18 protein-coding genes are annotated in these 19,059 nt (G+C 36.8%); 4 read left to right on the top strand and 14 right to left on the bottom strand.

Annotated features, from left to right (window positions below; translation table 11 throughout):
• Positions 1-70: 70 nt before the first annotated feature.
• The 4 genes from M3197_RS03470 to M3197_RS03455 form a co-directional block, all read right to left on the bottom strand.
• Positions 71-1,441, bottom strand: a complete 1,371-nt coding sequence (locus M3197_RS03470) for a YjiH family protein (protein WP_251658620.1) — start codon at positions 1,439-1,441, stop codon at positions 71-73.
• Positions 1,442-1,456: 15 nt separating this feature from the next.
• Complete coding sequence (locus M3197_RS03465) at positions 1,457-2,776, bottom strand: aspartate aminotransferase family protein (protein WP_285851070.1); 1,320 nt, start codon at positions 2,774-2,776, stop codon at positions 1,457-1,459.
• Between the two features lie 80 nt (positions 2,777-2,856).
• Positions 2,857-4,233 carry a sigma 54-interacting transcriptional regulator gene (locus M3197_RS03460; protein ID WP_251658619.1) on the bottom strand — a complete coding sequence of 459 codons (1,377 nt, stop codon included), beginning with the start codon at positions 4,231-4,233 and terminating at the stop codon, positions 2,857-2,859.
• Positions 4,234-4,438: 205 nt separating this feature from the next.
• Positions 4,439-5,296 (bottom strand): DNA-3-methyladenine glycosylase family protein, encoded by an 858-nt coding sequence (locus tag M3197_RS03455; RefSeq protein ID WP_251658618.1) that lies wholly within the window; start codon positions 5,294-5,296, stop codon positions 4,439-4,441.
• A gap of 122 nt (positions 5,297-5,418) precedes the next feature.
• Between M3197_RS03455 and M3197_RS03450 the strand changes: the two genes are divergently transcribed.
• Entirely contained in the window at positions 5,419-5,973 is a 555-nt protein-coding gene (locus M3197_RS03450; RefSeq protein ID WP_251658617.1) for a hypothetical protein, read from the top strand.
• A gap of 159 nt (positions 5,974-6,132) precedes the next feature.
• Here M3197_RS03450 and M3197_RS03445 read toward each other — a convergent pair whose 3' ends face one another.
• The 5 genes from M3197_RS03445 to M3197_RS03425 form a co-directional block, all read right to left on the bottom strand.
• The gene (locus M3197_RS03445) at positions 6,133-6,891 is read right to left on the bottom strand and encodes a DegV family protein (protein WP_251658616.1); all 759 of its coding nucleotides are present in this window, start codon (positions 6,889-6,891) and stop codon (positions 6,133-6,135) included.
• A gap of 1,116 nt (positions 6,892-8,007) precedes the next feature.
• A complete protein-coding gene (locus M3197_RS03440) occupies positions 8,008-8,793 on the bottom strand; it encodes an ABC transporter permease subunit (RefSeq protein ID WP_251658615.1) in 786 nt (261 codons plus the stop codon).
• Positions 8,786-9,682: an ABC transporter ATP-binding protein gene (locus M3197_RS03435; RefSeq protein ID WP_251658614.1), complete on the bottom strand. Its 897-nt coding sequence runs from the start codon at positions 9,680-9,682 to the stop codon at positions 8,786-8,788. Before M3197_RS03435 ends, M3197_RS03440 begins: the two co-directional genes overlap by 8 nt.
• Positions 9,673-10,602 carry an ABC transporter ATP-binding protein gene (locus M3197_RS03430; protein ID WP_251658613.1) on the bottom strand — a complete coding sequence of 310 codons (930 nt, stop codon included), beginning with the start codon at positions 10,600-10,602 and terminating at the stop codon, positions 9,673-9,675. Before M3197_RS03430 ends, M3197_RS03435 begins: the two co-directional genes overlap by 10 nt.
• Before the next feature lie 156 nt (positions 10,603-10,758).
• On the bottom strand, positions 10,759-11,328 hold the full coding sequence (locus M3197_RS03425) for an HXXEE domain-containing protein (RefSeq protein ID WP_251658612.1): 570 nt from the start codon (positions 11,326-11,328) through the stop codon (positions 10,759-10,761).
• A 390-nt stretch (positions 11,329-11,718) separates the two neighbouring features.
• On the opposite strand from M3197_RS03425, the gene M3197_RS03420 reads away from it, so the two are divergent.
• Positions 11,719-12,330, top strand: coding sequence for a TetR/AcrR family transcriptional regulator (locus M3197_RS03420; protein ID WP_251658611.1), 612 nt, complete (start codon positions 11,719-11,721; stop codon positions 12,328-12,330).
• Positions 12,331-12,418: 88 nt separating this feature from the next.
• Here the strand turns inward: M3197_RS03420 and M3197_RS03415 are convergent, their stop codons facing one another.
• The 4 genes from M3197_RS03415 to M3197_RS03400 form a co-directional block, all read right to left on the bottom strand.
• Positions 12,419-13,564, bottom strand: a complete 1,146-nt coding sequence (locus tag M3197_RS03415) for a YhgE/Pip domain-containing protein (protein ID WP_251658610.1) — start codon at positions 13,562-13,564, stop codon at positions 12,419-12,421.
• Between the two features lie 617 nt (positions 13,565-14,181).
• On the bottom strand, positions 14,182-15,066 hold the full coding sequence (locus M3197_RS03410; RefSeq protein WP_251658608.1) for a catalase-related domain-containing protein: 885 nt from the start codon (positions 15,064-15,066) through the stop codon (positions 14,182-14,184).
• Positions 15,067-15,342: 276 nt separating this feature from the next.
• The gene (locus M3197_RS03405) at positions 15,343-16,128 is read right to left on the bottom strand and encodes an N-acetylmuramoyl-L-alanine amidase family protein (RefSeq protein ID WP_251658606.1); all 786 of its coding nucleotides are present in this window, start codon (positions 16,126-16,128) and stop codon (positions 15,343-15,345) included.
• Positions 16,129-16,934: 806 nt separating this feature from the next.
• Entirely contained in the window at positions 16,935-17,636 is a 702-nt protein-coding gene (locus tag M3197_RS03400) for a DUF421 domain-containing protein (RefSeq protein WP_432813976.1), read from the bottom strand.
• 298 nt (positions 17,637-17,934) lie between these two features.
• Here M3197_RS03400 and M3197_RS03395 point away from each other — a divergent pair, with 298 nt between their 5' ends.
• Together M3197_RS03395 and M3197_RS03390 are read left to right on the top strand one after the other, a co-directional pair.
• Positions 17,935-18,207: a hypothetical protein gene (locus tag M3197_RS03395; RefSeq protein WP_251658603.1), complete on the top strand. Its 273-nt coding sequence runs from the start codon at positions 17,935-17,937 to the stop codon at positions 18,205-18,207.
• An 87-nt stretch (positions 18,208-18,294) separates the two neighbouring features.
• Entirely contained in the window at positions 18,295-18,720 is a 426-nt protein-coding gene (locus M3197_RS03390; protein WP_251658602.1) for a ferritin-like domain-containing protein, read from the top strand.
• A 15-nt stretch (positions 18,721-18,735) separates the two neighbouring features.
• Here M3197_RS03390 and M3197_RS03385 read toward each other — a convergent pair whose 3' ends face one another.
• Positions 18,736-18,876 (bottom strand): hypothetical protein, encoded by a 141-nt coding sequence (locus tag M3197_RS03385; protein ID WP_251658601.1) that lies wholly within the window; start codon positions 18,874-18,876, stop codon positions 18,736-18,738.
• Positions 18,877-19,059 lie beyond the last annotated feature (183 nt).

Genomic DNA, 19,059 nt, shown 5'->3' with positions numbered 1-19,059 from the left:
TTTGAATGAAGATTAAAAAGCTTTATCGCACTCAGCTCAACTTCCAACTGGGCCGATAAAGCTTATTTTATTAGTTAAAGATGAATAGGTGTGCAATCAGCACAATAATCGGCAACGTTATAATCGTGCGCTCTAGAAAGATAATAAACAGATCAACAATTGATACTGGAATATTTGAACGTAATATAAGAATTCCAATTTCAGACATGTAGACTAATTGTGTTAACGAAAGTGCTGCTACAACGAACCGTGTAATTTCTGCGTCAATCGATCCTCCGATTACTGCAGGTAAAAACATGTCTGCAAATCCGACTAACATCGTCGGTGCTGCTTCAGCCGCTTGTGGTAATTGCATAAGTTCTAATATCGGGACAAGAGGATACGAAATGATGCTAAAAACTGGTGTGAATTCAGCAACAATTAGTGCAAGTGCACCCAGACTCATTACAAGTGGAATTAAACCTAACCAGATATCTAATACTGTCTGAATACCATCCTTCGCTAATCCCATTGGACTTTTTGCAGTACTTGCCTTATCCAATGCCTGTCTCCATCCCCATTGGATATTAGAAACACCTTCAGGTTGGATTTCATCGATTCTTTGACCTACTGGCTCATAATACGTATCCTCCTTACGGGACAACGGTGGAATACGAGGCATAATGATTGCTGCGATTACACTTGCAATAGAAACAGTAATATAAAATGGAACAAACATGTGACCGATATTCGCAACGTTTGCGACTACCAGCGAAAATGCCACCGAAGCAATTGAAAACGTAGTCGCAATGACAGCTGCTTCCCGTTTCGTATAATATCCCTCATCATATTGTTTCATCGTCACTAACACACCAACTGTCCCCGCTCCCATCCATGATGCCATGGTATCAATGGATGAACGGCCAGGTAGTGTAAATAACGGCCGCATAATTTTCTTCAGCAAAGCACCGACAAACTCCATGAGACCAAATTCAACTAAGAGTGGAAGTAGAATCCCTGCAAACAAGAACCATGTCAATAAAACTGGAGCTAAGTCATATAACACGACCCCACCCGTGTTACGAGAAGCAATGAACTCTGGTCCAATCTTAAAGAAAGCCATAACTCCAACCGCCAGACCGAATACTCGAGTTGTAATACCGAACCAACCGACTAGGAATACGTTTTTAAAAAATGGTCGGTTGACAATCACTGACGGCTTAAATATGACTGTTAAAAGTGTGAATGCAACTGTAACGCCTAACAGTATCAATATGAAGTGAGGAATATAATCCCCAGCTCCTTTAAGAAGCATCGATGCGAGAACCCCAACCCCGATTGTAACTTCCCCATTCATTTTGATCGGTACTAAAAATAGTGATATACCAATAAGTGATGGAATCAAAAACTTCCAAACAGCACTTTTAGAGCTAGTGTTCTCCCCTTTGAACGCAACAGACATGGCTTTCCCCCCCTTTTAGTTTGAAACTGATTGAATGGCAGTCTTCAATACATCAATACCTTTATCAATTTGATCCTTTGTGATTGTAAGTGGCGGAATCATTCGAATTACTTCACCCGAATTCCCACAAAGATAGAACAAAACACCGTCAGCCAAACACTTGTCGAGAACTTCCATTACTACTTCCCCAGAGGCAATTCCTGTTTTCGGATCACCTAATTCGATGCCAATCATTAGTCCGACTCCCCGTACATCCCGAACGATAGATGATTCTTCCTTCATCTCAAGTAGCTTTGCCATTGCATAGGCACCCATCTTTTGGGCGTTCTCCAGTAATTTCTCTTCTTTAATGATTTCTAATGAAGCAAGTGCTGCAGAACATGCAATTGGATTTCCACCAAACGTGGTACCATGTGCTCCTAGTGGCCATTGATCCATCAATTCTTTTGAAGCAATCGTTGCACTGAGTGGTAAGCCTGCACCAATCCCTTTCGCCACCGCCATTATATCCGGTGTTACGTCGAATGTTTGAGCCGCAAACCAATTTCCGGTACGCCCGAATCCAGTTTGAACTTCATCAAAGATTAGTAAAATCCCGTGGCGGTCACAGATTTCCCTAATTTTTTTCAGCCACGATGCAGGAGGAATGATATAACCACCTTCACCGAGGATCGGTTCGATGATCATGCATGCAACTTCTTCCGGATCAACTTGATGACTAAACAGTTCCTTCGTATCCCGTTCTAGTTTTTCAGCGAAATACACATCTGGATCCTCTCCTTCAGGTAGATAATCTGGAAGTGCATAGGGCAACTGGTAGGCAAGCCATGAAGGTTGAAGGTGTTTTCGATATTTACTCTTCGAGGTTGTAACACTGAGCGCTCCAATCGAACGTCCATGAAAACACCCTGTAAAGGAAACAACATATGGTCGCTTCGTAACATATTTTGCAAGCTTGAGTGCTCCTTCAATCGCTTCTGTTCCACTGTTCGCAAAAAAGAAATTATCAAGGTTTGGAGGCAATACTTTTTGCAGCTCCGCAGCCAACTTTAAAATCGATTCATATATAATGACGCCAGACGGTCCGTGAACTAAATGATCCGCACTATCTTTAATGGCCTGCACAACTTTCGGATGCCGGTGGCCAACGTTTTCAACTGCAATCCCTGAAGTGAAATCTAAATACTCTCTGCCATCCACACCGTAGTAGTAGCAACCTTCTGCACTTTTCACTGGCAAGTTCGGATGATCTTTTGCCATACTAGGTGCTAAAAAGTTACCAATTGAGTCAACCATTTGAACCCAGTCTCCCTGGGCGTTAGTTTGTTTTTGCATAAAATGACCTCCTAATACTATCTGTTCTAATATCTAATCGTATAAATATAGACTAAAACGGATTTTTATTCAATGTATTTTTATATTTTTTCTTCTGTCTGTGTATATTTCTTCAGCTTTCGAACCACAGAGGGCTGACTTATTCCTAGAATCCTTGCCATTTCAGTCGTTGTTTTGTATCGTTTCTTCGCCCTATTAAGTATTTGCATTTCTACTTGTTCAAGAATGACCGGCAGTGTTTCACCGTCCAAAGTGAAGTCTGAAAAGTTATCTTCAGGCAATCTATATTCATGCGGCAAATCATGAAGATCGATAACATCGCCAACACTATGAACAACTAATCGTTCAATGACATGACGAAGTTCTTGAATATTGCCTCTCCACTCAAATTGCAATAGTTGAGTAAAGACGAGGTCAGTCATCATTTTTCCCGTCTTATATTTTGCCGAGAAGGTTTGAAGAAAATGCGAAATAAGAGCGCTTATATCTTCAATACGTTCTCGTAAGGGTTTTAAGGTAATAGGAACGATATTGAGTAAGTAATATAACTCTCCCATAAACTTTTTTTCACTAACTGCTTGCTGTAAATCCGTCTCCGAGGAACATATTATTCTTACATGTAATGGGATCGAGAATTCACACCCAAGAGGTTGAAAACGTTCCTCTTTGAAAATTTTTGTAATTTTCGATTGCAAATGAAGCGACATTCTATCGACATTTTTCAGAAAGAAGGTACCTCCCTCCGCGATGCTTAGAAGGCCAGGCACTGTGATAGTGTCACTTGATTGTTCACCTACAAGTTCTTTTAAAAATATGGATTCAGGAATGGTTGCACAATCGAGTTCAATGAATGGCCCATTACTTCGCATACTCTCTTTATGCATTTCTTTCGCAATCGTTGTCTTTCCTGTTCCTAGTTCTCCATATATGACGACAGGTACATCAAGAGAAGCAACACGTCGTGCAGTTGAAAAGGCTTCCTGCGTACACTTACTTCGCATTATATATTCAGAAGCAGTAAACATTTGTCTACGTAAATGCTGTACTTCTTCTTGCACTTTTGCCATTTCATATTCAATTTCTTTCATATAATCCTGGATTACGAGTAACTCAGACACATCATAGGAATAGCTAATGACATAATCGACTTCCCCGTTGTAATCAAAAAACGGCATTCCTGTGATTAAAATTTTTGAACCCGATGCTGTTTTCTGAATCGTGACGATTTTCTTCTTCTGTTTTAAAACTAATGGTGTAACTGCAGGAGTAAATATTCCTTCCTTTTCTAATTCATATACTGACTTCCCTATTAAATCTTCCGCTTCTAATCCATATCTGTGACCGCTAATCCGTGTAGCTTTCATGATAATTCCCTCGTGATTTGTAACAATAACATCCTCATCGTGAGTTTCCAGAACTTCTTGAATCGAGTTCGGGTTTAAATGAAATTGTGCCATACCTTCTCCTTTCATTATGAACAGAATTTTCAGATATTATCAAGTTATGAATTAACTATACAGGAATGAATAAGCGGTATGCAATAGTATATTTGAATTTTCAATAATTTAGATCAACTTGTTTGAAGTATCCAGTCACTGACCTCTTTGAATTCAACGAAAAAAGAGAGATAATTGAATTCAATCATCTCTCTTTTTTCTCCTACTATATAGTTCTTACTTCAATACTTCTCCACAAATACAATGCTGCGTAACTTAAATAAGGCGACCAGTCCGAAAAACGTGCACGTATTTCATCCTGAGTAGGTTTGCGATCTAACTTCCATAACGTTTTGAGTGCATTTTGAAGTCCGATATCTGCTAGTGGAAAAAGGTTTGGCCTCCCGAGACCAAACATCAGAAAACCTTGCGCGGTCCATGGTCCAACACCACGGTAGGCAATGAGTTCTGCAGTCACTTCGTCGTCGTCTTTCATTCGCATCGATTCAAGATCTAACGCTCCTGTAGCTATCGCTTGCGAAAGACCAATAACATACTCTGCTTTCCTAGTACTGAACTGCATTTCTCGAAGCTCCTCAACTGTGACAGCCGCAATCAGTTCCGGTTTTGGATACCGCCAGACCCCATCTTGCTGGGAACCGTATTTTTCCACAAAACGCATAAGCAACGTGTTAGCGAATGCCAGATTTAATTGTTGATGGATAATACTCTTCATAAGCTCACCATAAAGTGAAAAGCTTCTGACGAGCGGTGTGCCGATATGTTCTTGAAAGATAGGAGCAAGGTCTGTCCGAGCAAAATGAGCAGCGATCCCATCAAGAGATTCTTCAAAGTGGAAAAGCCATTTGATATGTGCAAGTTGTTCTTTGTCTTTTAGTCCTTCTATAATGAAATTCGGCTCTTGTAATGTCCCTGTTGCTCGAACCGTGACCAGATTGCCCTCTTCCATCGGAACACGCACGAAGCGTTGATGAATATCTACAAAATTCACAGGTGTCCCGGATAATCTTTCTAGCGCACGATTGAAATCATATGGGAATGATAGTTTCAATTCAATGTTCAAAAGAATAACCTCCTTGCAAGATAATTAACGATTTCCTCTGAATTTACTTGTTGCAATTGTAAGAATATTATAAAATAAAAACAGATACATATCCTAAATTTTTCAACTTTCGGAGGAAACGAATGAGTCTATTTATACTAGGTGTATTGTTTGTATTTGCTAAATTCAATTTGCAATTCCTCGATACCGGGGTACTTTATTACGTTACAAATAGCATCGGGTACATGTTAATCTATGTCGGATTAATGAGTATAAGTAGCGGCATAGAATCCACTCGACGTATTCAAACAGTTGTTCTTTTCATGATTTTGCATAGCATTGGATTCTCAGTATTAAATGGATCTGGACATTCGATTACAACCATTTCGCTTTCCACAGGAATCGATACTGTGATTGCTATGAGTCTTACATCATTAGCGGTGGCTGGCATGATTATGATATTTTATATTATCCAGCAACTCATTCTTGCTGTTCGCAACAACACCGAAGACTTCACCTCTTATTCTAACATAACCATGCTCGAAAAATTTCCTAGCATATTGGTAGTATTGCTAATCATAACGGCTATCCTCTTCTTTACAATGCCTTCTGTCGCTACAATTTCAATGATCTTGTTACTGGTTGCAGAAGCATTCTTCATCCTTTACTTCTCAACAAAAGTGCAAAAAGCCGATTAACCACAAAAAGGTTAAGTCGTCAAACCAAGGTATAGCAACAAATAATCAAGGGTCGAATCCAATACGGATTCGTACCCTTTTTCACATTTTTGAGGTTAGTACCTCTCAAGAAAACCCGTAAACGTAATACAATTTCTCAGCTAACTGAAGGTAATAAAATTAGTAAGTAACCCAACTTAATCCTGTAGTCCCTTCACCCGCATGTACGCCCACGCAAATACTAAGTGGAACAACTTGTACTTTTAACGTTGGAAACTCTGGCAATAACTCCTTCTTCCAAATTTCCGCGTCAGGGGCATTATTGCAATTAAAAACAGCAACTTCTGGAACATTACCATTATCCATGTCCGCACGAAGTAAAGAAGTCACGTTTATTTTTTCTCGCTTATTTGAACGGATTTTTTCTTTCATGAGCGGTTTACCATTCTCAAAACTAATGATTACTTTAATGTCCACAAAATTACTTAAGAAGTTCTGAGTTCCAGAAACACGTCCACTTTTCTGTAATTGGTTTAGACTGGCGGGTATAAAGGACAACTTAGATTTGGATGTTATTTCGTTAATGGATGAAACAACTTCTTCTACATCTTTACCGTCCGCAAACAGTTCATTCCCTATTTCAATCATTTTAACCATAGGAAAAGAACAGATTTTCGAATCAATAGGATACACTTTGAAATCCGTCATTTCACAAGCCGCCTGTGCGCATTCAACTGTACCTAAAAGTCCACTTGATAAGTGTAATGCAATGGCAAAATCGTGCCCTTCTAACTGCAGTTTTTCGTATAAAGAAAACATGTCTCCAATTGCGGGCTGCGTTGTTTTAGGTGAAACTTTCGATATATGTAATTTTTCGTAAAACTCTTCCTGTATAAGATCGATGGATTCCTTATATGACCCATCAGAAAAAAACAACACCGAGGGGCAAAATATGTACATTGTGTTTGCGGATGAAAGATTCCGCTAATTGCGCAGCTGTATCCGTAATCCAAGCTATTTTCTTCTTTGGAACTTCTCCTCTAACTGTAAATTTCATATCGGAATTAGCTAACTACTACCGATAACTTACACTACATAATATTATGGATACTAGTGATAGTTGTCATATTAAGAAGAAACTTTGAATGTGCCGTCATAATTTGAACATACATAGCATCTTTCTTTCCATCTTTAATTTACGTTGTCGCGAAGTAGGTGCTCATAACATTGTTATTTCACTAGGATGCCAAAATAATAAACAAAAAAAGAAGACAATCTATAGTATCTAACGGATCATCTCCAGTTGTACAAACAAGACTTGTTATAACTAGATAAATCGGAGACTAATTATTTTAACGCAAGTGGATATTAGGGTGTTTTTACAAATATCCAAACCCGTGCTTAGGAGTTAATGAAGAAGAGTGACTTACCTCAACTTAGATTTGTAAGAGACAAACTTTTTTGGAATCGCATCTTTCAATTCTAATTCCCGTAGTCGTGTAGAAGCGAAATAAAAGCACAAAAAACAGACCCTAGGCATCCGGCCAATAGGTCTGTTCTGGATGAAAACCGTTGTTCCGACGGCTTTCCCGAGGGTTTGGCACCCAATGATTCCTACTGGGCTCGAACTAGCGATCTCTACCCTGTAAAAGTATGAAATCTGACTTTAACATTAAATCACCAGGTGTCTAAATCTTGCAGTATCAATGTTTACTGACTACCATTCTGTCAACAATGCTCATCTTTTATCATAGAAAATAAAAATTGGTCACTCGACAGCCACTACTACAAAAAGAGGAGGCATCTGCCCCCTCTCTTTTATTGTGTTCAACTTATTCTCATGGCACGGAAATCTGTTTAATGATTATTTGTACAGGTTATCCCACAATCGCCAAAGATATCTTAAGTGCTTAACATTATAATTACCGTCTTATATATAATTTACTAAAACCGCTTTTTGTAAAATGATATTATAGATCGCTTACTATTATTAGAAATATTAAAAAACGAGCACTTGAATTATCAAGATCCTATGCTCATTTTGATTTATGAAAATTAAAGTGGCAGGTCTTTTCTTTTAAATACTTCTAGACTCGCTATATACAGAACTATACCAATACCTAAAAGTACGCTCAGCTTCCACCAATAGTTTTCTCCTTCTAGAATAGCAGTAGTGTCAAACAATGCATTAATTGTAAAGTAATTGAGTACATCAAGGCTTTGGTCAACTGTACTTAGCAAATGGAACAAGAAAAAGGCGATTGGAATTCCCGCCCCAAAAGCAAGGGAATTTTTCGTTAAGTTGCAGTAACTTGAAAAAAAGAATGATATACCGCTGATTGCAAACATTAATAATAACAATCCGAGATTTAACATAACAAAATCAGATACTACAATATCTGTATCAGATTGGAATACTTGAATTGATACAATACCAGCAACTGTTTCAATTAAAAACATTACAATTAAAGCCATAATTAAGTAGATGGCTTGTGTCATAATAATTGTAGATCGTTTTGTAGGTGTTGATAACAAATACGCCATGGATCCGCGGTCTACTTGTGAGGCAATTAAACTATTTGCAGTCATTATGATGAAAATAATCGGGAATATAACACCGTGAATTGAATAAAATGTTGAAGCAAGCATACTTAGTAACGTTGTTTGTGCAAGAAGCCCTGCTAATGGTGTACCTTCTACTAAACCACCAACATTTTCTAAAGTACTCGCATCAAATACAGCAATCATCACTACTTGTAATATAGATAAAACAATCGTAAACATTAGCCAAAGCTTTACATTGGAACGCAAAGTTTGTTTGAAAATTGTACCATTAATCATGTAATTGCCCCCCCGAATATAGGTTATAGAACTGATCTTGAAGTGTATGTTTTTGTTCTGTTAAATTATCGAATTGATACTTTGATAAGACAGCTAATAATGTATTTAAAGTTTGATTATCAACATCAACTGATACGGTTGTATTACTAATTGCCACCGAATCAATCTGTTCTTTCATAAAACGATTACATTCCTGATCATTACTAAACTCGATAATAAATTGTTGATTTTCATTTGACATAATTGTTGAAATAGACTCCATTGTAATGATTTTGCCCTCTTTAATCATTACTACTTTATCACACGTTTCCTCGATTTCTTCGAACATATGGCTAGACATAAAAATCGTTTTACCTTTTGCTTTTTCTTCTTTAACAATTTGTATAAATTCCTCACGCATTAATGGATCAAGACCCGTTGTAGGCTCATCAAAAATTAGAATTGGTGAATTAGCCATTAATGCGGCAACAATCGCGGTTTTTTGTTTCATTCCCTTTGACATACGTTTAATATTTGCTGAAGGATCAAGCTGAAGTCTTTCAATCAAATGGTTAGCAAAGCTTAAATCCTTTAGCTGTAAAAGTTCTGCTTGCTGATGGATGAACTCCCAGCCAGTTTTCACATCAGGAAAGGCAATTTCTCCTGGAATATAGCCAATCCACTGCTTTATTTCTGCAGCATCATACCAAGCATCAAGATTCTTAATTTTCACTGTACCGCTATTGGATTTTAAGAACCCCATTAAATGGCGAATCGTCGTTGTTTTACCCGCACCATTTGTACCCACAAATCCAACTGCTTCACCCAATTCAATTGAAAGATTGATATTAAAAATACCTCGACTATCTCCATAATCTTTCGTTACATTTTGTAATTCAATTATTGCCACGCTAATTCCCCTCCTACACGTCGATCGTAAAATTTCATGAAATGCTTTTCTAAACTGAATGGAATTTCATTGAAACTTGATACAGGAAAATCAGCTAGTATTTTTATGAACTTTGATAAATCACTTGGATAACAGCCAATTTGTAGTTCTTTTGTTTGTTCATTTTTAAAGAGTAGATGGATTGCTTCATTCGTTTCAATCTTTTGTACAAGTTGCTTAAAATGGGTTTCGTTTTGAATTGTCAGATTAAAGACCTTTTCTGTTATTTTCAAAAGCTCTTGTTTGTTGAATGAAGAAATTAAATGTCCATCTTTAATAATTGAAATCTCATCACAAGTAGCGTCAACTTCAGTAAAGATATGGCTTGAAAGTAAAATTGTTTTTCCACGCTTTTTCTCTTCTTTCACGAAATCGATAAAGCGCTGTTGCATTATCGGGTCTAAACCGCTTGTTGGTTCATCAAGTACGAGTACATCTGGATCATGCATGAATGCCGTCACAATCGCTAATTTTCTTTTCATCCCCAGTGACATACGTTTTATCTTCCCAGAAGCTTCAAGCTCAAAGAATTCAATTAGTTTTTTACAACGTGTATCATCATTAACTTTTCGTAAATCCATCATCATTTGAATGAATTGCTCACCTGTTAGGTTTTCGGGTAATGCTACTTCACCAGGTAAATAGCCAAGGCTTTCTTGGATAGTACTAGCATTTGTCCAACTGTCTAGACCATCTACTGTTACGATACCTCTTTGGGATTTCGAAAATCCCATAACATGACGAATAGCTGTCGTTTTCCCAGCACCGTTTGGTCCTAAAAAGCCATACACAGTGCCTTTTTTCACGTTAAATGAAACATCAAAAATACCTCTTCCATGTCCATAATCTTTGGTTACATTTTCTAATGAAATTACTGTCATCGTCTCTTCTCACTCCTTGAATCTCTATGAAATTTAGGGATTTTAGCTATTCTTTAGTTTTATTATAACTTCTTGCTAAACCTATTGAATAATTCTCTAATAGGGATTTAGATTAACCTTTGTCAATTAATAATAGGGCTAAGATTCTTCCCTAGTTTACTTACGTTTAGCGAATATAGTACCTCTGACATTTTTCAGAAAATCGGCATACTTCATGCCACTCATTCTTACTACGATTTGCTGTGCCGTCATTATACTTATCAGAATGAACCCGAAGGCGTACAGCCATGATATGGGCTGCATCAGATTGTTTTGCACAACGTAAACAATAGTATAAATTGAGATGGGTAACATCAATACCACAGAAGTAACAAGACCAGGCGAGTAGAACCTTTTCAATTTGAACATTTTTATAGCGGCCAAATGAGCGACTACTTCAAGAATACCGAGCATCATGGGTGCCATAGATAACCAAACAACATTTGGGAAGAATAATGGAAAAAGGATGATTATCAAAGCGTAAGAAGCCGTAACGATTTCACCAAAGTGCCGATTTCGAGCCGTAAAGTTCAATGTCTTCGTGATCATCTCCGTAAAACCACCGGGATACTTCCCCTCCTCCCACAAGTGGAAAACTAATGCTAAGAAGAACAAGCCTACCATCCTTTGTACAACTGGCATCGCAGACCAATTCAGTACTGTAATAACAGCTATAACGATGCCCAAAACAGTGATTAGATACAGGTTATTCTTGATAAGAAAATTTTTCATAGTTAATCCTTTCTATAAATAAGGTTCTTTATTCAGATGACATCACCGTCATCTTCTCACTCCTTATAGTAATCTTAGTTTTACGATCGTTTTAATACACCCATATTACGAATTTACTGTTGAGTATGTTCAAACATCTTGGTCTATAGAAACTCAAACTTAATCTTGAAAATATTCACTTCACTTCTCACTAATTTTCAGTTACAATTACCAACACCCTGTTGTTTATCATACTTCAAATTATATTCGCAGATACATGACTTATCAATAATCAGTAATATAGGTTGTGTTGTTTAACCAACACCTTTTCTCAATGTGTTGGAAACGTTAGGAGGGGAATTAAATATGGATTTACGTGTAGTTCGTACAAAAGAATCTATACGGAATGTATTTATTGATTTGATAGAAGAAAAAGGATTTGAGGCAATTACTGTTAAAGATCTAACAACTAGAGCAAAGATAAATCGCGGTACCTTTTATGCCCATTATCAGGATAAGTATGATTTAATGAACAAATGTGAAGAAGAATTTATGCAAGAACTAACTGACAAAATCATCACGAATTATCCGAATATGATGGCAGATATTGAGTCAAACAATCCGGCAACCACACCTTTTACCATACTTGTCTCAATTTTTGATTATCTAAATCAAAATAGAAGGTTTACAAAAGCCATGTTGGGTCCAAAAGGAGACATATCCTTCCAAACGAAATTGAAAAAATTTGTTTGGAAATCACTATTTGACAGCAACAACGCATCACAACCCACACTTATTCATAAAGAGAATTTTCTAGTTCCAGCTGAATACTTTATTTCCTATGTTGCATCAGCACATATAGGTGTTATTCAGCAATGGCTTAACAGTGATAGAGACGAATCACCACAAGAGATGGCTCGTATAATATCCACGATGACTATTAATGGTCCTTTTTTTGCTACTGGTTTAAAAAAGTAACTGGAAAGGAGAAAAGGAACCTCAATTGGCATACCGACAACATAGAAAACAGGCCACTGCTTTTAGCGCAGAGGCCTGCTTCTTTATGCTATTTGATAACTTCTTTCTCTATTTCTTCAGGTTGACTAGGCTTTTCAATCAGCTGCTTTACCCATAGTAAAATAAACGAAATTACGGCAATCCAGGTTAATATAACGCCATTGCCATTAAATACACCCTGGCCAAAGTAGAAAATATCTTTTAAACCATTAATTAAGAACTTCATCGGTAACCAAGGCAAAATGTAATCTTGATAAAAAGCAGGTAACATTTCCGGTGCCATTTGAATTAAAGGTAAACCAAAGAACATCAGTAAAGCGTAGAAAGCTATGCTAGGTAGACCCAGCCAATTAACTGTTGCAAGTATTAAAAATAGGAAACCTAAACATGCAAGTGAACTAAATAAAGCGACTGTATTGAAATTTTCAAAAGAAAAACCTAGCATCCATGTCGCTGCCCACGTCACAAAATATCCAGCAAAGAACGAGTAGATAATTGCAATAAAAGATTGCAATCCATGGAATTTGAGTTTTTGTTGCTTTGAACTAAAAATGGTCTTTTTACTAGCAAAATACAATAAAACAGCGCCAATAATACTTGCAAACCAAAGAGGTTGGAAGAATGCAGTTGGTGCAGTTCCTAACTCACCTACAGCGTTTACAGGAATTGTTTCAGCTTGTATTGGCGTAACTAATGTTGTGACTTGACTTACTTGAATTGGTACTTGAGCCTTCTCAATATTTTGAAGCAGTTGTGTACTCATGACCGTATTCATTTGCTTGACAATGTTATCTAAAGCAGAGGTTAACATCGTTGATACGGATGCATTGGCTCCTTGATTAATATAAATTTGCATCTTTGGATTTTCAGGTGAAGACGTTTGTAGAGAAGCAAATTGTGCGGAGAAATTTTTAGGTACCACTAATCCCCCATACACTTCTTGTTCTTTCATCGCTTCGTTCATCGATTGAACGGAATCGTAAACTTTGAACTTAATCATATCCATGCCAGTTGTTGCTAATTGCTTTTGCAAATTCTGCAATAAGGTTTCTCCCATTTCTCCAGCATCTTCAGACACAATAGCAACCGGTAAATCTTTTGGGCTCATTTTAACAGTTGGGATCATTGTTGATAGAAAAATAATTCCTAATACCATGACCGCAATAAAAGGCAATACCAAAAACTTGTTTTTCATCTTTTCCCCTCCAATTAACAGACACTATGTTGTCTATTAATATTCAATATAAGTGAAATGATGACTAAGCGCTACCAACAAATAATGCAAAAACGTTGGGTAAGGAACATCTTTAAGAGATATGTTTACTAAGTTTCTTAATTTCTTGAAGTTTTACGTACTTTGTAATTAGCGGTAAAGGTGGTTTAATGATTTTTTGTGTTACAAAAGATTTGGTCACTCATCATTCACCCCAATCACAAAAAAAAAGACCCTAGGCATACGGCCTAATAAGTCTGTCTTGGAGAAGTATCGTTGTTCCGACGATACTTCCTGCGGGTTTGGCACCCAATGATTCCTACTGGGCTCGAACCAGCGACCTCTCCCCTGTCAATTTTGTACTACTAAACCAATCCTGATAAACTGAGAAAATTAAGTTGATGTTACAACAACTTAATGGGTACAAGATACAGCTAAAGTTAATTAAGTTAAATAAATTTGCTTTATAAATAAATGATTTCAAATAAATCGAAGTATATTTTCTACCTTAAATCTTGCAGAAATAGATATGAAGTGTAAAAGCGGATCTGTTGCTATAGCTATATTAAAATGCTGAGTCTTACTTGAAATGAATCCAACTATCTTTTTTTCAAAAAAGTGTTCAAACTATTTTCTTTCCTAGAATCGCTGCTGGGCAATCGCAGAGACAAATTCCTCTCCAAAGTTCGGATTGTCACAAGCAAAAACAACTTCGGCCAAATTGTTTTTTTCGATTTTTTGATGAAAAAATGTCCAGAAGAGGCTACTCCAATCGGTTTATAGTGCTTGTATGCGACAGTTAAGTATTCATTTACATCATAGGTGAACTTATTTTGATTTTTAGTGTTTCCACCTACTATATAGATTGAGTCTAAGAGATAAGGACTTGTTGTCAGGAACGTTTCCTCCATTTTGAACTGTGTTCCATCTTTCCCCGTAACAGTTCCTAGTGTTTCGCTTACAATGACTATGAACACCCCGTATTCTTTCAACATATTCAACACATTTGCTACCTCTTTACCATTAAAACCATTCCCAATTAGTACACCAACTTTTTGGGAATAAGCGTACTTTGGCGTGTTGGCCTGACTAAGTGAAGGATAAATCGTCGAGACAAGCACTTGAGAACCGCTTGGTCGATTTACACCAATATTATCTGCAACGATGTATGACATCTCCTTGTCAACGTTGACCAACATGTCTACGTTTTGCTGTCGAACAGATTCACTATTCACACTGCCGAGCTGATAACTAAGCGCTTCAATTGTATGCTGTTTTTCAATTCGCGTTAAACTATTCCAGAATATCCTAGGTTGAGTAAAAAAGTCATCAAATGATTTGCTCCGTTCCCGTATGACATGCCCTTCTACTTTTTTTGGAAAAGATACATAACCTCCTTCTTCAGGAGAAGTTGTGTAAGGCGTATTATCCGATAGTGAGTTAGTGTGGTAGTTTGTCTGGTACACGTCAATCCGATACCTCATATACCCTTGTCGTTGGTTATTATGAAACGGACATATCGGTGTGGGTATTTTTCGGACCGTTTCGGCAGAAAGATGGTCATATTGCCAAGTTGGGTTTTCGCAAACAATCTTACCTAAAAATCATTTGTCCCATTGTAAAGTTTATTGTAAGGAAGAGGCACAATTCCGTTAAAGTTTGTCCGAAATTGTACCTCTTTTTATTCTTACGATTTGCAAGTCAATAAGAAATCTTATCTTTTTGTGAAATCACTTCTTTAAGATATAGCTTTTGCTTGTTTATTCGGTTTTCCCAACTATATGGCCACGATCAATCGCCACATACAAGAGACCGATTGCATCTGATATTGTTAGTTCACCTTTTAATAATTTTTCACGCCATTGTGGATCTAATGGCAAATCTGTTTTTTGTTCGAGACGTTTTAGTACTGTTGCAGTTGAGTTTAGTATTGCCGAAGATGTTGGTTTATACAAACTTTTGTCTCCAAGTTGTGGGAGTGACGGCTCTGGAACTGGAGGTGTAGTAGCAGGTTTACCTCCCCCTGCAAAAGCTATAATCCCCTGTGCTGTCCACTGTGCTAGTTGTTCCACTTTGTTGATTAAGATGTTTTCATCTTCTGGGTAAGATACAAACGCATACTCGATTAATACAGATGGCATATTTGATTCGCGCAATACTGCTAAGTTTTTCCTCTTCATACCACGATCACGGACTCCAATTTTACTTGCAATAGCATTATGAATAGTGGCTTGTAATTTTGATGTTGCAACGCTCACAGCACTGTCCTGGATAAACGTTTCGAATCCTGATGCATTAGTCGTTGCAGAATTGTTATGAAGACTAATGAAGTAATCAGCCCCCCAGTCGTTAGCCATTTTAGCACGACCAGAAAGTGATACAAACACGTCAGTTGACCGTGACATTTTTACGGTATGACCATAAGTTTCAAGCAAACTTTTCAATCGCATGCCAACTTTCAGAACGTTGTCTTTTTCTTTTGAGAATTTACCTGATGCTCCTGAATCGTGACCGCCATGTCCTGGATCAATAAAGAATTTCGCCATTATATTTTCCTCCTTTCAGTTATACTTACGTTAATTTTGAATGAGGTTACAGGCTACGAACATGCATTTCAAAAAAATAATTAATGGGATTGCTTTCATTTGATGAACCTACCCAGAAAATCCAGTAACGGTTAGTCCAAATAAACCGCCTGCCCATAATCTGAACATTACACTCTAGTCGGTGAAAGTTTAATGAGTAGGATGTTTTTCTATTGATTGCTAAAAAACTTCAGTGACTGCCAAGGTATTTGAAGTAAGTACGATTCATTCCTTTGTAATTTAATGATTCTCCACTCCATTTTTGTAAAGTTTCAATCAATAAAGATAGGGCTCCTTCACCGCTAATATAGTAATGAGTAAGCCCTCCCTTTACTGATTACATTTTTGATGCCTAGTGGATGACTCAAAAAATAACCAGAATTTCTGTTTATCCTGCCAGATATTTATTAACAGATCTAATGTTCTGTATTCTGCATATATAACATTTTTTCGTTTTACTCCAAGACTTTTGTACAACAGTCTGTTCCTTATGGATTTTACTCTTTCTCATTAATCATCACTAGTTGCTTTTCATGACCATTCAGCATACTCTCTAATTTCTCTTCCTCCATCCATCATTGTCTCTTTTTAGGTAAAAAAAAACGCCCATCAGGACGCTCTTTGTCTAGTATTCGTTATACTGGTGTTTTCGTTTTTCTCTGAAACCAGAAAAAATATAAACAGAATATTATAAAATATAAACGCAACGCTAGTGACTTTGTTTATATCTTCAAAATTTTGCGTATAAGGAATTAGAATTATGAATTTCATTCATACAAAAAGATATTTAATTGTTCTTGATCATCCATCGTTGCCAATAAAATTTCTTTTGTTCTAACATCCAAAACCGACATTTTATTTTCTAACCAAGCTATGTCTTTACCTAGGTGTCTTAATTCAGAGAAATCTATTTTTCCTTCTTTAATAATAGTTCTCGGAATAAAAAAAGGCTTTTTGACTAACTGAATATCTTCTGGAGTTAAAGCTTGGAGTTGTGGGGATAAGAAGAACGAAATGGTCCCATCAGGTTCCCACATTGCAAATGCAACTTTATTAATTTCTGTTACTTTTGCTTTCCTAGCTTCTGATAATAAATGATCAATTGTAATTCGTGCTTTACCTAATTCTTTATATAGAATTTCTCCATTCCTTATTAAAGGGAATGGGGTAGGTTCAAACCATTTACTAATACGCCTCCATTTTAAACTTACTAGGACACTTAACAAGTAAAGAGCAATTAGTACTCCTGTCGTAATAATTGAACCTTTTAATCCTAACTGCTCGTCTGATAATGGGTGTGCAAGTATATTTCCAAGTATCAATGCTATCGTAAAGTCAAGAAGCCTTAACTGTGCGATTGAGCGGCGTCCCATTAGTTTAGTTGCTAAAAGTAAAAAGGAAAAAGAAACTATTGCTCGTAATATCCATTGAATACTTGTAAGATTTTCTTGGCTGTGAAAAAAATCCACTTGTGCCCCACTCCGTTTCACCATCGATATTTGATGTTATTGTTCCCATAAAATAAATAAACATGAGTGAAACAATTAGTTATCCCTATAAATATTTTACCTGTTCTTTTCCTGTAAATACTCCTATCACGTTATACAGGTGACTGTATAGAGGAAGCTTCTTGAGTAGCATCAGCTGTCTTTTTTGTGTTTACTCCCATTCTACATCTTTGCTTCCCTAAGGCGGTTCATTACCACAAAATTGATAGCATATGATGATTATGATTCTCGTAACTATGAACGTGAAAGGAGACTTTTCATGAACAACTCCAACGATAAATCGCAAAATAACCATGATGAACAGCAACCAATTAGTACTAGTCTACAACTAGCTTTAATAGCGGCAATCCTTACAACAATTGCAGACGGGATTGCGACTATCTCCGCAATTGCCGCTATAGATGAAGCGAGAAGTGATGCTCAAAAAGAAAAGCAAGATCAATCAGATTCTGATGAAAGGCTAGACCGTATGCAAAAGCAAATTGATCAATTAACAAAAGAATTAGCTAAATTTAAATCTTCAAGATTTTAACCATAAAAATACTTAAAAACTTTTCCCCCTCATACATGTTCCCTTGTATTGAGTTAGGCATACATTAAGAAAAAGGGGGCTAATTAATTGAATAAAAGTACTACTGAAACTTCTATAGACACGAAAGTTTTAGACGATATTCTGAAAGCTATTGATAGTGAGTACACTGCAATTGCTTGCTATGAATTATTAGCGAGCCAAGCTCCGAATGAAGAGAAAAAAAAGCGCATTCTCGAAATCAGAAATGATGAAATGAGACACTACGAAACCTTTTGGTACCTTTATTATTCCTTAACAGATAAAGAACCAAATCCAAAAGTTACGAAGCAGTGTGCAAATAATTATAAAACTGGTGTAATTGATGCTTTTATTGATGAACAAGAAACCGTTGACTTTTATCATAAGATATCGAGGAGTACCGATAACCCAATAATTAAGAATGCTTTCATTCAAGCCTCTGCTGATGAACAAAATCACGCTGTTTGGTATTTGTATTTTTTAAATCAACTTTAGAAATCAAGGATATCCTTACTGTAATGAGACGGCTAATCGAGTAGGATCAGCTGTCTTTTTTTGATTACTTCCCCGTCCCATACCAAAGCTGAATATCGCTAGCAAGATTCCTCCTGCAATGATTACTACCGCTTCTGGAGTTGTTAATAATGTCATGAATATACTTACTTGCTGTGGTTAAATGTTAGAAATATGCATTACTATTTTTCCTCAATTCCCTACTTCAGATTGCCTTGATTACACTAAATTTATATTTATTTGAATTTTTTAACAGTAGACTGTATAATTCCAAGAGGTTGATAGTCAATTTACTATCTTCCGTAATAACGAGATGGGGTG

The sequence above is a fragment of the Sporosarcina aquimarina genome (assembly GCF_023715615.1).
GTDB classification, from domain to species: domain Bacteria; phylum Bacillota; class Bacilli; order Bacillales_A; family Planococcaceae; genus Sporosarcina; species Sporosarcina aquimarina_A.
Note: the sequence above shows the minus strand (reverse complement) of the source record. Positions and strands in the feature narration are given on the sequence as shown.

Bases quoted from the DNA above. Each gene is read 5' to 3' on its own strand.
- M3197_RS03440 (WP_251658615.1), bottom strand. From the start codon at position 8,793: ATGATTAATGGTACAATTTTCAAACAAACTTTGCGTTCCAATGTAAAG.
- M3197_RS03430 (WP_251658613.1), bottom strand. From the start codon at position 10,602: ATGACAGTAATTTCATTAGAAAATGTAACCAAAGATTATGGACATGGA.
- M3197_RS03415 (WP_251658610.1), bottom strand. From the start codon at position 13,564: ATGAAAAACAAGTTTTTGGTATTGCCTTTTATTGCGGTCATGGTATTA.
- M3197_RS03410 (WP_251658608.1), bottom strand. From the start codon at position 15,066: ATGAGGTATCGGATTGACGTGTACCAGACAAACTACCACACTAACTCA.
- M3197_RS03465 (WP_285851070.1), bottom strand. From the start codon at position 2,776: ATGCAAAAACAAACTAACGCCCAGGGAGACTGGGTTCAAATGGTTGAC.
- M3197_RS03420 (WP_251658611.1), top strand. From the start codon at position 11,719: ATGGATTTACGTGTAGTTCGTACAAAAGAATCTATACGGAATGTATTT.
- M3197_RS03470 (WP_251658620.1), bottom strand. From the start codon at position 1,441: ATGTCTGTTGCGTTCAAAGGGGAGAACACTAGCTCTAAAAGTGCTGTT.
- M3197_RS03405 (WP_251658606.1), bottom strand. From the start codon at position 16,128: ATGGCGAAATTCTTTATTGATCCAGGACATGGCGGTCACGATTCAGGA.
- M3197_RS03460 (WP_251658619.1), bottom strand. From the start codon at position 4,233: ATGGCACAATTTCATTTAAACCCGAACTCGATTCAAGAAGTTCTGGAA.
- M3197_RS03395 (WP_251658603.1), top strand. From the start codon at position 17,935: ATGAACAACTCCAACGATAAATCGCAAAATAACCATGATGAACAGCAA.
- M3197_RS03385 (WP_251658601.1), bottom strand. From the start codon at position 18,876: ATGACATTATTAACAACTCCAGAAGCGGTAGTAATCATTGCAGGAGGA.
- M3197_RS03450 (WP_251658617.1), top strand. From the start codon at position 5,419: ATGAGTCTATTTATACTAGGTGTATTGTTTGTATTTGCTAAATTCAAT.